Origin of the sequence: Staphylococcus sp. FSL H8-0121 (genome assembly GCF_038008425.1) — a bacterium.
Classification (GTDB): domain Bacteria; phylum Bacillota; class Bacilli; order Staphylococcales; family Staphylococcaceae; genus Staphylococcus; species Staphylococcus pasteuri.
In genome coordinates, this window is the sequence record NZ_JBBOZB010000001.1 from 568,889 (window position 1) to 582,609 (window position 13,721).

The 13,721-nt window shown below is 31.9% G+C and carries 11 protein-coding genes; all 11 read right to left on the reverse strand.

Going from position 1 to position 13,721, the window contains the following annotated elements:
* Positions 1-53 precede the first annotated feature (53 nt).
* The 11 genes from ymfI to rbfA all read right to left on the reverse strand — a co-directional run bounded on the left by ymfI (position 54) and on the right by rbfA (position 13,599).
* Positions 54-758, reverse strand: a complete 705-nt coding sequence (gene ymfI, locus LFT63_RS02770) for an elongation factor P 5-aminopentanone reductase (RefSeq protein WP_017638355.1) — start codon at positions 756-758, stop codon at positions 54-56.
* Positions 758-2,044, reverse strand: a complete 1,287-nt coding sequence (yfmH, locus tag LFT63_RS02775; protein WP_029055432.1) for an EF-P 5-aminopentanol modification-associated protein YfmH — start codon at positions 2,042-2,044, stop codon at positions 758-760. Before yfmH ends, ymfI begins: the two co-directional genes overlap by 1 nt.
* The gene (gene yfmF, locus LFT63_RS02780) at positions 2,044-3,321 is read right to left on the reverse strand and encodes an EF-P 5-aminopentanol modification-associated protein YfmF (protein WP_445684199.1); all 1,278 of its coding nucleotides are present in this window, start codon (positions 3,319-3,321) and stop codon (positions 2,044-2,046) included. Before yfmF ends, yfmH begins: the two co-directional genes overlap by 1 nt.
* 26 nt (positions 3,322-3,347) lie before the next feature.
* Positions 3,348-4,061 carry a GntR family transcriptional regulator gene (locus LFT63_RS02785; protein WP_017638358.1) on the reverse strand — a complete coding sequence of 238 codons (714 nt, stop codon included), beginning with the start codon at positions 4,059-4,061 and terminating at the stop codon, positions 3,348-3,350.
* Between the two features lie 2 nt (positions 4,062-4,063).
* Complete coding sequence (locus LFT63_RS02790; protein WP_070451333.1) at positions 4,064-6,466, reverse strand: DNA translocase FtsK; 2,403 nt, start codon at positions 6,464-6,466, stop codon at positions 4,064-4,066.
* A 254-nt stretch (positions 6,467-6,720) separates the two neighbouring features.
* Entirely contained in the window at positions 6,721-8,394 is a 1,674-nt protein-coding gene (rnjB, locus tag LFT63_RS02795; RefSeq protein WP_046466618.1) for a ribonuclease J2, read from the reverse strand.
* Between the two features lie 173 nt (positions 8,395-8,567).
* Positions 8,568-10,667 carry a polyribonucleotide nucleotidyltransferase gene (gene pnp, locus LFT63_RS02800; RefSeq protein ID WP_029055437.1) on the reverse strand — a complete coding sequence of 700 codons (2,100 nt, stop codon included), beginning with the start codon at positions 10,665-10,667 and terminating at the stop codon, positions 8,568-8,570.
* A gap of 135 nt (positions 10,668-10,802) precedes the next feature.
* Positions 10,803-11,072, reverse strand: a complete 270-nt coding sequence (gene rpsO / locus LFT63_RS02805; RefSeq protein ID WP_017638362.1) for a 30S ribosomal protein S15 — start codon at positions 11,070-11,072, stop codon at positions 10,803-10,805.
* Between the two features lie 112 nt (positions 11,073-11,184).
* Positions 11,185-12,156, reverse strand: coding sequence for a riboflavin biosynthesis protein RibF (ribF, locus tag LFT63_RS02810; protein WP_029055438.1), 972 nt, complete (start codon positions 12,154-12,156; stop codon positions 11,185-11,187).
* 12 nt (positions 12,157-12,168) lie between these two features.
* Positions 12,169-13,086, reverse strand: a complete 918-nt coding sequence (gene truB / locus LFT63_RS02815) for a tRNA pseudouridine(55) synthase TruB (RefSeq protein ID WP_029055439.1) — start codon at positions 13,084-13,086, stop codon at positions 12,169-12,171.
* A 162-nt stretch (positions 13,087-13,248) separates the two neighbouring features.
* Positions 13,249-13,599, reverse strand: a complete 351-nt coding sequence (gene rbfA / locus LFT63_RS02820; RefSeq protein ID WP_017638365.1) for a 30S ribosome-binding factor RbfA — start codon at positions 13,597-13,599, stop codon at positions 13,249-13,251.
* Positions 13,600-13,721 lie beyond the last annotated feature (122 nt).

A 13,721-nucleotide genomic window follows, 5' to 3' on the forward strand; every position in this document is an offset into this window, starting at 1 on the left:
CAATATCATGTACTACAAAGTTCATGCAAAAATTTGGAGCTTACAAGTAGTTATTACAAATACCAACCACCGTTAACTTTTTGAATGGTGCCAGTAATACTTTTAGCCATAGGATGATATAAATATGAACAAGCATAAGCTATTTCATTAGGTGCAATCATACGGTGTTGAGGAAGTTCATCTAAAATTTGGTTGAGTTCATCTTCAGACCATTTGTCACTCATATTACCTGATACAAAACCTGGCGTAATTGCATTAACAGTCACTGATGTTTGTGATAATTCTTGACTTAATGATTTTACGAACCCTAGCTGAGCACTTTTCATTGTCGCATAAATTGTTTCCATACTCGCACCAGTTTCTCCCCAAATTGAAGAAATAACAATGATTCTTCCATTTTCACTTTGTCTCAATGTATCTACAAAATAACGACTTATTCTGATGAGTTGGTGGACGTGAATCTGATAAGTCATGTCAATTTGTTCATCAGTCATGTCTTGAAGCATACCGTATAATGCATTTCCTGCAGCATAAATAATACAATCAAGTTGCTGAATATGCCCAAATAAATGGTCTAAATTAACATTACCTGATAAATCGCATTGAATTAAATTAACTTTTTTATTTTGATACTGTGCCTTTAATTGGGTCTCATCGGACGTGTTAAATTGTAGATCGACTTCATATCCATCAATTAATAATTGTTCAACAATTGCTGTTCCTATTGAACCTGAACCACCTAATACTAGAGCTCTCATTATGGTTTAATCTCCAAGCGACTATCAACGATTTCATCTAAATTTAAATATAGTTGTGATGTCTCGTTGACACTTTCAAGCGTAATATTTTCAACAATATCTAACATATCAAAGACACTAACTCCTTCAAAGTATAGCTTTGCGTATTGATTCGCAATGTACTCAGGAGAATTAAGACTCGAAATAAATTCGCCGATAAATTGTTTTTTCAGTAATTCAAAAGCTTCAATATCTGAGAGATTACCTTGATTTTGTTTCAATTGATTTAAAAGCAATTGTTTTAATTGATCTGGATTAGTTGTGGCACTTGTAATTATAGAAAAACTATACGTCGGTTCTAAAACAAATTGATATCCAAATGTTTCATCAATTAAATCATTATTAAGTAATTCTTGATAAAATTCAGTCTCTTCTCCAAAAATAAGTTCATAGAAAAATGTCATTTCTAAATCACGTTGTACATATTTTTCAGGAGATTCTTCTAATGGTTGATTTTTAAATCCAAGCATCAATTTAGGGGATTGTAGTTTCATTTCTTCAGTTACAAAATGTTGATTCACAGATTGAGGTTCATCAATTTTAGCACGTTCGATTTCAGGTTGATTTGTTTTATTTCGCTGATTTTCATGTTCCTCTACAATATCAACAATATATTCTGGATCTACGTCACCTACAACAAAAAGTACCATATTAGATGGGTGGTAGAATGTTTCATAACATAAATATAAGTCATCTTTAGTAATGTCATAAATACTTTCAACACTACCCGCAATATCCACTCTAATTGGATGATTTGTATACATCGCTCTTAATGTATTAAACATTAATTTATAGCCAGGTTGTTCTTGATACATTTTGATTTCTTCTGCAATAATACCTTTTTCTTTATCTACAGTTTCTTTTGTAAAATAAGGCGTCTCAACCATAGTCAGTAATCGTTTAATATTATTTTCTAAGTGATCAGTAGCACTAAATAAGTAACTTGTACGATCAAAACTTGTAAATGCATTCGCTTGTGCATTTTCTTCAGCAAAAGCAGTAAATAAATCTTCCTCTTCTTTTTCAAACAATTTATGTTCTAAAAAATGTGCTACGCCATCAGGGACTGTCACAAATTCATTCTGGCCAAGAGGTTTAAAACGACTATCTAGTGAGCCAAATTGAGTAGTATACGTTACAAATGTTTTTTGAAATCCAGGTTTAGGAATGACAAATAAACGTAAGCCATTTTGTAATTCATGTTCATAAACTTTTTCATCTATGACCTCATAGTAATGTTGTTTCACTACTCATTTCCCCCTTTCGTTAATACATAAATCGAATCTAAAACTGCTTCATTTACAAGATCTACGATATCTTTCTTAGTAACTTGATTTATGTTATTCAAAAAGTCTTCGTCAGTTTGTGGTTCATCTAACAGAATCTGATTATGTAATATTTCTATAATACTTTTGGGTCTATCTGAAGATTCGTGTCTTTGGGACGTAATGATTTTTTTAGCTAATTCAATTTTACCTTCTTCAAATTCACCTTTTTTAAATTTATCGAACTCTTCTAAAATTGTTTGTTTAGCAACTTCATATTTATCTGCTGATACACCACTAAGCACAAATAGATAACCATTTTTACCATCAATTTGTGAATGAATAGAATAAGCTAAACTTTGTCTTTCACGTACCTCGTTAAATAGTACAGATGAAGGATCTCCGCCAAACATAATATTAAACACTATAAAAGCATAGTAATTATTTTTACCATAATGCGTTGGGAAACGATATCCTAAATTTAGCTTTGCTTGATCAACATCATCAGTCTCAACAATTGGATTCGGTATGTTGCTAGCATTTTCTAATTGTTTATTATCATTTGAAGTTGTCTCAAAAATAAATGGCTCAATATTAAATTTAGTATTGATTTGGTCAATAACTTGTTGTTGATTAACATTACCTACAACATAAACAGCACAATAATCATTTTGAATCATTGATTGATATGTATTATATAAGGAATTTGGAGTCACTTTAGATATTTGTTCAATTTGACCTGTCGCTAAATATCGATAAGCTTCATTTTCAAACATATTTTCTAACAATTTTAAGAATGAATATTGCGCTTTATTATCAATCATAGCTTCTATTTTTTTACTAAGTAGTGATTTTTCTTGTTTAACAAATTTTTCGTCAAATTGTTGATTATGTATTAATGGATTCCATATTAATTCATTTAATAAATCTAACCCTTGTTCAAATAGTGGGGTTTGGTCTTTGAGATAGCGTTCATTTACGATTTCAAGGGAAATTGTAATAACATGTTTATCTTTAAATTTAGAAACAAAACTATTCACATAAGCGCCATAAAGTTCAGACAATCGACGATTCAAAGCCTTATCGTCTTGCCACTTTTGAGAAGCTCTTACTAGTACTTTACTAAGCACTGATCGTTCAGTAATTGTTTCATAATCAAGTGGTGCCATAAATTTAAATGTTATCGTTGTAGTTTTAAATTTTTCAGTTGGCATCACATGAATATGTCTATTTTTATTATTTTGCTTTTCTTTATGCAACTACTTTACCTCCAATGACTTTATCATTATTTTTCTTTTGTAATTCTAAATTTCACTAAACTACTTTTCATATAATTTAAAGAATATAAAATCGGATTCTTTTCTTCATCATAATGTGTTACTTTGAGTAACATTAATCCTTCATGTGGTGAGGCATTAAGTAATTCTGATATATGAGGTTCATAATTAACCGCTTCTAAATCAGTTTCTGCATAAGTTACTATATGACCTGTTGCATCTTTAATTGCATTTAACATTGAACCATTACTTTCTTGGTAACCCGTACATGTTAAATAGTCCTTCGCAATTTTATCTAAACAATACACAACCGGTTGGTGATTGGCAGTTTTTAATCTTTCTATAATAGTAACTGGTTGTTTTTCGCCAATTCCTAAACGTTTAGCATCTAAAATGGTTGCTGGTTGTTCATCAAAATTTAAATATTCAGTCCCAGATTTAAAACCAGCACTTTTAATCATTTCAGTTATACTAATCAATTCATTTAAGGGATAAAAGAAAGGGGGCAGTGATTTCACACTTGTACCCTCTTCAAAATTATCAACTATCACTTGTTCAGTGATAAGTTCATTTATCCCATCATAAACATCATCTGTTTTTATTTGAAGTTCACGAGCAATTGATAAATTACTTGGTAATTTACTTCCATACTCTAACTCTCCAGATTTAATTTTATTTAAAATGTATTGTTTTACTCTATATTTAGCATTCATTTCCGACATAATTACACCTCATCTTTATCAATATCAACTAAAATTTGTCTTGGTTTACTTCCCTTTTGAGGACCTATAACTTGATTTCTCTCAAGATCATCCATGAGTCTTGATGCTCGGTTATACCCAATTCTAAACTGTCTTTGTAATAAAGATGTACTTGCTTTTTGTTTTTCTATAACAAATAAGTAGGCTTCATCATATAACGCATCTTCACTTTTCATTTCTGACTTATCTACTGGTGCATCAGGTTCCATTTCTTTAACATAATTAGCTTGTTGTTGTTCCACTACATAGTTGACTACATCCTGTACTTCTTGGTCACTTAAGAATGCACCCTGTATTCTTGTTTTAGTTGAATCACCATTTCCAACGTATAGCATATCACCTTTACCTAGTAATTTTTCAGCTCCTCCAGAACCTATAATCGTTCTTGAGTCTGTTTGTGAACTTACAGCAAAGGCAATTCTTGATGGAATATTATTTTTAATTATACCAGTAATAACATCTACGGACGGTCTTTGTGTAGCAACAATTAAATGAATACCTGCTGCACGTGCCATTTGGGTGATACGTTGAATAGCATTTTCTACTTCTTTACCAGCAACCATCATTAAATCAGCTAATTCATCTACAATTACAACAATATAAGGTAATTCTGCTTGTTTTTCATCTAATTCTTTATTTTGATTTCTAATATATTGATTATATCCTTCTATATTTCTTGTAGAAGAATGTTGGAATAAATCATAACGTCTTTCCATTTCCGCTACAATCTTTTCTAAAGCTTGTGCCGCTTTATGTGGGTTAGTTACAACTGGTATTAATAAATGCGGAATACCATTGTACACATTTAATTCTACCATTTTAGGATCAATCAACATAAGTTTAACTTCATGTGGCTTAGCATTTAATAACAAACTAGTAATTATTCCATTAATGCAAACAGACTTACCACTTCCGGTAGAACCCGCAACTAATAAATGGGGCATTTCGTTTAATTGAATAGTAATTGGATCTCCTGAGATATCTCTACCCAATCCGACTTCTAATTTATCATTAGAAGGGAATTTTTCTTCTAATACTTCTTTCAATGCAACTAAAGAGATCTTATCATTTGGCACTTCAATACCTACAGCTGAACGTCCTGGTATAGGTGCTTCAATACGTACATCCTTTGCAGCTAAAGCTAAAGCAATATCATTATGCAAATTAACGATTTTATTTACTTTCACTCCTTGTGCTGGTTGAACTTCATATTGTGTAACGGCTGGTCCGATTTTAATTTGAGTAACTTTTGCATCAACACCGAAGTTTTTCATTGTAGATTCTAAAACTTGACCTTTACGTTTAACTTCTGCTTTTGACGTTGATTGTTTCTGAGCTGGTTGCTTTAATAATGATAATGGCGGTACTACATAAGAAACATTCATTTCTTCTCCAGCTTCAGAAATAGAATTTTCATTTTGGCTATCATCATTTTCATTATTTGTTGATTGAGTTTGATGTTCTATTTCAGAACGATCATTATTCGTCTGTTGTTCTTTATTGCTTGGTGTATTGTCATTTGCTTCATGATCAAATAATCGTTTTTTACGTTTTGGTTGTACTGTCTCTTTCTCAGAATCACTATGACCATATATAGGTATATCACTGTCTTGTTGTACTTCTGGTAAATCTGTAACGTCTTTTACTACATCATTTTCTTGTGAACGATGGCGCTTTTCGATTCTTTCTGCTTTATTTTTGGCTTTTTCTTCTTTTTTAGATTTATTATTTTGTCGGTTTTCTTTTAAATTTTGAGAAGCTGATACTGTAGTAGTTTTTATACCTTCTAATATTTTTTTAGATACATCACGATGTCTTAAGTTTAATAGCAAAATAATGCTTGATGCTAAAAGTAAAATCGTAATAATGATAACACCGACAATAGAAATGAGCGGAATACAAATTTCTAGTAAATAATAGCCAATCAATCCGCCACCAAAATTTGGAAAATGATTATGTTCATATGATTTATAAACATAAGACAATACTGGTTCTCTTTCAGAAACGATACCTTTACTAAAGTGATAATATAGCTGAGCTATAAATAGTAATGCAAATTGTAATGTAATTGAACCTACTGTTCTTCTTGTTTTAGGTATTTTCTTAGAATATGTGATAAAACCTGTTGCTAATAAAATTAAAATATATGTTAAATATCGACTCATTCCGACAAAATAATTAAAGAAACTATCAATCATTCGTCCTATGATGCCTAATTGAAAAGCACCTAAAATGATTAAAATAACCACAACGATAGCAATAATATATCTTAATGGACTCTCAGTTTGCTTTTTCTTTGTGGTTGTTTTCTTTCTAGTTGTATTTGTTTTTTTCTTTGTCGGCGATTTTTTCTTTGCTTGTGGCAAATTGGTACACCTTCTTTTTATAATCTTTCATATGTATAATAAATAACTTTTGTGCCAATAATTTAAGGCTTTTTTAATAAGATGAAAGAGGCAAGGACACTTACACTCATAATAGAAACATTTCGTAAAATAAAGAATGTATTCGAATCATTCCTTATACTTACAATAGTCTATTGAAGTTCAAAGTCATATATTTCAAATGACTAAAAACAATGTGAGTATGTCCCAACCTCTTTAAATTATATTTATAATGATTATATTTCTGAAATGACTGGAATAATCATTGGACGACGTTTAGTACTTTCGAAAAGTAATTTGCTAATTTTGTCTCTCATATTTTGTTTAATATCTGACCATTCAATACGTTTTTCTTGTAATCCTGCTTCAACGATTTCACGTACTTTTTCTTCAGCTTCTTTTAATAAGTCTTCGCTTTCTCTAACGTAAACAAAACCTCTTGATTGTATTTCAGGTCCCGCTGCAATTCTGCGATTTTTAGGATCAAGTGTAACTACTGCAATAAAGATTCCGTCTTCAGCTAATAAATGGCGATCTCTTAATACAATATTACCTACATCACCGACGCCGATACCATCGATTAATATATTACCTGAAGGTACTTTTTCATTTAATACCATATTTGTACCGTCATAATTAATAACATCACCTTTTTCAACAAGGAAAATCTTTTCAGGTGCAACACCTGCTTCAGCTGCTAATTTAGCATGCGCAATTTGCATTTTAAATTCACCTTGAACAGGTATAAAGTATTCTGGTTTCATAATATTAATCATCATTTTTAGTTCTTCCATACATCCATGACTTGATGCATGAATCTTTTTATTATTAGGAATAATATGTGCACCTGCACGTACTAATTCATTTAATGTATTAGCGATAATAACTTCCATATTAGCTGATGCTGTAATTGCTAAAAATACTGAATCACCTTTTTCGATGTTCATAATTTTATGTTTTTGTTGAGCCATTTGACTTAATGCTTCTACAGGTTCACCTTGCATACCTGTTGCAATAATAATGACTTCATTTTTAGGATAATTTTCTACTTCGCTAATTGGAATAAGTAAATCTTTCGGAATATCAAAATAACCCATTTTACGTGCAATATTAAATGAACTTTCTAGTGAACGTCCTAAGAAAGATACTTTACGATTTAATTGGCTCGCAATATTTAATACTTGTTGTATTCTTATAAAGTTTGAAGCATAGCATGATACAATAAGACGTCCATTTACTTTAGCAAATGCATCGTACATGTGATGTTCAATCACGTTTTCAGGTGTATTGTATCCTGGTTTTTCAGCTTCAGTAGAGTCACTGATTAAAGCAAAGACTCCTTCTTCTCCAATTTCAGCCATACGTTTAAAGTCTGGTGAGTATTGTCCACTTAAACTTTGATCAAATTTGAATTCACCTGTGTATACAATTGAACCATAAGATGTGTGAATACAGATACCTAAACTATCGGGGATACTATGTGTTGTATTAAAGAAACTAATATTCACATTTTTAAAACGCATAACTGATTCATGGTTAACTGAATAGTAACGAACTTTTTTATTAATATTACGTGATTTCATACTCTCTTTAACAAGGGCAATTGTTAATTTAGACCCGTAAACAGGAGCATCAACTTGTTCTAATATATAACTTACGGCACCCATTGCATGTTCATGTCCATGTGTTAGGAAAATGCCTTTTAATTTTTCTTTATTTTCAATGACATATTGAATGTCTGGAATTACGATATCTACGCCTAACATTTCATCTTCTGGAAACATTAAACCAGCATCAAGCATAAACATCTCATCGTCTACTTCAACGATATACATATTTTTCGCAATTTCTCCTACACCACCAAGTGGTATGATGCGAATGTCTTTATTTTTTTTCTTTATTAAACTCAAAATGTTACCTCCTATATTTTATCCCCGTCCATATATAAACTCACCATTTATTATAAGTTAAAATGGGCTTGATGTACACTATTAATCAATGTCATCACTGCTTTAATATAAAAGGTTAGCGAAATATAAAAAGATTGGAACCCTTTATAAAGATTCCAATCATTTAAACAATATTATTTTTCATTTATAGCTTTATGTGAAGCGTTGACACGACCTTGTTTGTCAATTTCAGTTACTTTAACTTCAATTGTGTCTCCAATTTTCAACACGTCTTCTACTTTATTAATACGTTCAGTAGAAATTTGTGAGATGTGTAATAACGCATCTTTACCTGGGAATAATTCAACGAAAGCGCCGTATTTTTCAATACGTTTAACTTTAGCATTGTATACTTGACCAACTTCAGCTTCACGAGTAATTTCTTCAATTATTTCACGTGCACGATTAATCATTTCTTGATCTACTGCACCAATAAATATTTGACCGTCTTGTTCGATATCAAGTTTAACGCCTGTTTCATCAATAATTTCATTGATTTTTTTACCGCCTGGTCCAATGACATCTCTAATTTTTGATGGGTTAATATTCATTGTAACAACTTTAGGTGCATAGGCACTTAGTTCATTTCTAGGTTGATCAATAGTTTGTAACATATGATCCATAATAGCTAAACGACCTTGACGTGCTTGTTCTAAAGCTTCTTCAATCACTTCACGAGTTAAACCGTCAATTTTAATGTCCATTTGAATAGCAGTAATACCTTCTTTAGTACCTGCAACTTTAAAGTCCATGTCACCTAAAGCATCTTCCATACCTTGAATATCCGTTAAAATAGTATAACTATCTTCACGAGTAACAAGTCCCATAGCGATACCGGCAACTGGTGCTTTAATTGGCACACCTGCATCCATTAAAGCTAATGTTGAACCACAAATAGACGCTTGTGAAGATGAACCATTAGATTCTAATACTTCACTTACGATTCTTACTGTATAAGGGAAATCAGAAGTATCAGGTATGATGTGCTTAAGTGCTCTTTCACCTAATGCACCGTGACCAATTTCACGACGTCCTGGTGCTCTTACTGGACCCGTTTCACCAACTGAGAAGTTAGGGAAATTATAGTGATGCATAAAACGTTTTTCTTCTTCTGGTCCTAGGCCATCAATTAATTGATAATCTCCTAAAGCACCTAATGTTAATACAGATAATGCTTGTGTTTGACCACGAGTGAATAAACCTGATCCATGTGCTCTTGGTAAGAGACCAACTTCAGATTCTAATGGACGAATTTCGTCAGGTTTACGACCATCAGGACGAATTTTTTCGTCTGCGATTAAACGTCTTACTTCTTCTTTAACCAAATCATTTAAGATTGCATAAACTTCTTTAATTAAAGTTTCGTTATCAGGATCTTCTTCATCGATAAATTCAGCAGCAATGTCTTCTTTTAATGCATCTAAATTAATGTCACGTTGTTGTTTATCAAATGTTAATACAGTATCTTTTAAACCTTTTTCTTCTGTTAAAGATTTAACCTTTTCAACAAGTGCTTCATCTCTTTCAATTGGAATAAATTCTTGTTTTTCAGGTTGAATATGGTCAATAATTTCTTGTTGAAATGCAACTAAGCGTTTAATTTCATCATGACCAAAGAAGATTGCCTCAAGCATTTCGCTTTCAGTAATTTCGCTAGCACCCGCTTCAACCATGTTAACAGCGTCTTTATGACCTGCAACTTCTAGGTCTAAACGTGATACTTCTTTCTCTGCAACAGTTGGATTGATAACATATTTTCCGTCAACATAACCCACATTTACACCAGCGATTGGTCCTTGGAATGGAATATCAGAAACACTTAATGCCATAGATGAACCTATCATTGCAGCCATTTCAGGTGAGCAATCTGGGTCTGCACTAAGTACAATGTTCATAATTTGCACATCATGTTTGTAACCTTTAGGGAATAATGGACGAATTGGTCTATCAATTAAACGTGCAGTTAAAGTTGCATCATCACCTGGACGTCCTTCTCTCTTTTTAAATCCTCCAGGAATTTTACCTGCAGCATACATTTTTTCTTCATAATTAACTGTTAATGGGAAAAAGTCACCATCACGTGGCTCTTTAGAAGCAGTTGCAGTTGATAATACAACTGTATCACCATAACGAACTAAAACAGCACCATTAGCTTGTTTGGCTAACTGTCCTGTTTCAATTGTTAATGATCTGCCAGCCCATTCAGTTTTAAAAACTTTCTTCTCTTGAGACATTATGAATCTCCTCTCTAAATTCTATTACTTATATCATATCACTTATTACTTTCAATTTATATTAGTTCTTATTTGTTAGAGAATAAAAAAAGGAAAGTACCAATCGAATGGTGCTTTCCTAATTTATTATTAAGATTAACGACGGATACCTAATGATTTAATTAATTCACGGTAACGTTGAATATCTTTACCACGTAAGTAGTTTAATAAATGTCTACGACGACCTACCATTTTTAATAATCCACGACGTGAATGGTGGTCTTTTTTGTGCTCACGTAAATGCTCGTTTAAAGCTGAGATTTCAGCAGTTAAGACAGCGATTTGAACTTCTGGAGATCCAGTGTCTGCTTCGTGAGTACGGTATTCTTTAATTAATTCATTTTTACGTTCTTGTGAAATTGCCATTATCAATTTCCTCCTTTATTGTATATACACCTTTATCCGAGTTAGGCGTCGGAGTCTCGACCTACTAAGAAAAAGGTTGTGGTTAAAACGAATCAACTCGTTTTAATCAACTTTATATATTATATGATACATCATCACCGAAATCAACTGATAATAAATATTTTGCACGCGCTTTATCATCATTCATTTGTTCAACCAATGGATCTATACCATCAAATTTTATTTCCGGTCTTAAGAAATGATGCCAATAAACAACTACACGTTCACCGTAAATATTTTCATCGAAATCGAAAATATTTACTTCGATAACTACTTCGGCTTTAGCTGGGTCATGGAAAGTTGGTTTAACACCTACATTAGCAACTCCACGGAACAGCTTTTGTTCTGCTCCGATTTCCATACTTACAGCGTATACACCTTTTTTTGGTAATAAGTAATCATCGCTAGGATGAACATTTGCAGTTGGAAAACCAATAGTACGGCCTCGTTTTTCACCTTGAACTACAGTACCTTTGATTTTATATAAGTAACCCAATTCTTCATTGGCTTTTTGTAGTTCTCCATTTTGCAATGCTTCTCTAATAGCAGTTGTTGATATTTTTTCTTCGCCTAATTCTTGTCTACCAACTATAGTAGTGTTAAAGTCTTCTACCTCATTTAACACTGACATGTTACCTTTACCGAATTTTCCAAATGTAAAATCAAATCCTGCAATAACTTCTTTAACATTATTTTTAATAATATATTCTTCTATAAATTCTTCAGAAGTAACATTAGCAAATCTAGATGAAAAATTGATGACAATACAGTAATCAACACCATGTGCTTCAATCATGTCAATTTTATCAGAAAGTGGTGTTAAATAAGTTGTTCTTTTACGTTCTGGATTTAACACAACTGATGGATGCGGATCAAAGGTCATAACTGCTTTTTTCAATCCGTGTGATTGCGCTTGTTCATCTAAAGTTTGAAAAACTTTATCGTGCCCTTTATGCATACCATCAAAGAAACCAAACGCCATCGCAACGTTTTCATTTATTCTTTGATTTTCTTGAATTGGATGGGTAATTTCTATCACTTTCATAATAAATCTCCTTTAATTAAATACTTTTTTAGGTTTTAATTCTCCTGGTTTATCTGGATGTATGATATATATAGCCAACACTTTTTGTGATGCATTATCTACAAATACAAATTGATCATCATTAATGTTTTCGAACTGCTTTTTATAAAATTTTTGTCCGTTTAGGATGCGTTGTTTGATTTGATCATCTGTAACCATTTGTTGTGGTAAACCTTTCAAACCATATTCTATAGGAAACAATTTATCTTGTAACGAATCATGCTCATGCAAATTTTTAATATCTTCTAATGACAAACTTTGTTCTAAATTAAAGCCTCCAGATTCAATACGAGTTAATAATGACATATGAGCAGGATACCCTAGTTTAGCACCTATATCAGTAGCTAGTGTTCGTATATATGTTCCTTTACCACAACTAACTGCTATATCAAAGTGACATTCTTCCCCATCAAAACGTAATGGTGATGTACGTTTAATAATTTTTATAGTGGCTTGTCTTATTGGTCTTTCAACCGTTTCATTATTACGTGCATATTCATATAATCTTTTGCCGTTAACTTTAACGGATGAGTACATAGGTGGAATCTGTTCAATTGTACCTTCGAATTGTTTAATAACATGATCTACTTGTTGTTCAGTCAAATCAGTTTCAGTAATTGATTTATGTTCAACTGTTTCTCCTGTCTGGTCTTCTGTAGTTGTACTTCTTCCAATGGTTACTGTTGCTTCATATGCTTTCCCCATCTCCATAACATAATCGCTTACACGAGTAGCCGGTCCTACACAAATAGGCAATACGCCTGATACTTCAGGATCTAATGTTCCAGTATGACCTATTTTTTTAGTATTAAGTATTTTTCTTAACTTAAATACTACATCATGGCTAGTTAAGCCTCTTTCTTTAAATACTGGTAATATACCGTTATACATGGTTTCACACCTTTTTAATTATCAATATTAATATCCCTGGCTATTATACCACTACTAATTAGTAATATGATTGTTTGATAGATAATTAAAATCTATTCAGTCATTTTATATGTATTTAGCCTGAGAAAAAAGTTTCCCAGGCTAAGTGTTGTCATACTATATTTATTTATCTTGTTTGTGTAAATCTTGAATCATTCGTTCGATTTTATTTCCGTATTCAATGGATTCATCATATTCAAATGATAATTCTGGAATGATACGTAATCTCATACGTGATCCAAGCTCAGATTTGATAAAGCCTTTAGCTTTTTCTAATGCTTTAAATGTGTTGTCGACTTCTTTTTTATCGCCTAAAACTGTTAAATAAACTTTTCCTTGAGATAAATCATTTGTTAATTCAACATCAGTAATTGTGATAAAACCAACACGTGGGTCTTTCACTTTATTGTTAACGATATCCATGATTTCTTTTTTCATTTGTTCGCCAACACGTTCTGCTCTCATATTGCTCATCTTTGTCACCCTTTCTAAATTTTTCTTTAGTTAAAATAAGAGGTGAGATCAAGGCAATTTTCTTTTTAGAAACTTAACGTTGTTTCAAAAAGTGTCGCCAGTCTCAACCTCGAATAAATCAT

Bases quoted from the DNA above. Each gene is read 5' to 3' on its own strand.
- ymfI (WP_017638355.1), bottom strand. From the start codon at position 758: ATGAGAGCTCTAGTATTAGGTGGTTCAGGTTCAATAGGAACAGCAATT.
- LFT63_RS02785 (WP_017638358.1), bottom strand. From the start codon at position 4,061: ATGTCGGAAATGAATGCTAAATATAGAGTAAAACAATACATTTTAAAT.
- truB (WP_029055439.1), bottom strand. From the start codon at position 13,086: ATGTATAACGGTATATTACCAGTATTTAAAGAAAGAGGCTTAACTAGC.
- ribF (WP_029055438.1), bottom strand. From the start codon at position 12,156: ATGAAAGTGATAGAAATTACCCATCCAATTCAAGAAAATCAAAGAATA.
- pnp (WP_029055437.1), bottom strand. From the start codon at position 10,667: ATGTCTCAAGAGAAGAAAGTTTTTAAAACTGAATGGGCTGGCAGATCA.
- rpsO (WP_017638362.1), bottom strand. From the start codon at position 11,072: ATGGCAATTTCACAAGAACGTAAAAATGAATTAATTAAAGAATACCGT.
- rbfA (WP_017638365.1), bottom strand. From the start codon at position 13,599: ATGAGCAATATGAGAGCAGAACGTGTTGGCGAACAAATGAAAAAAGAA.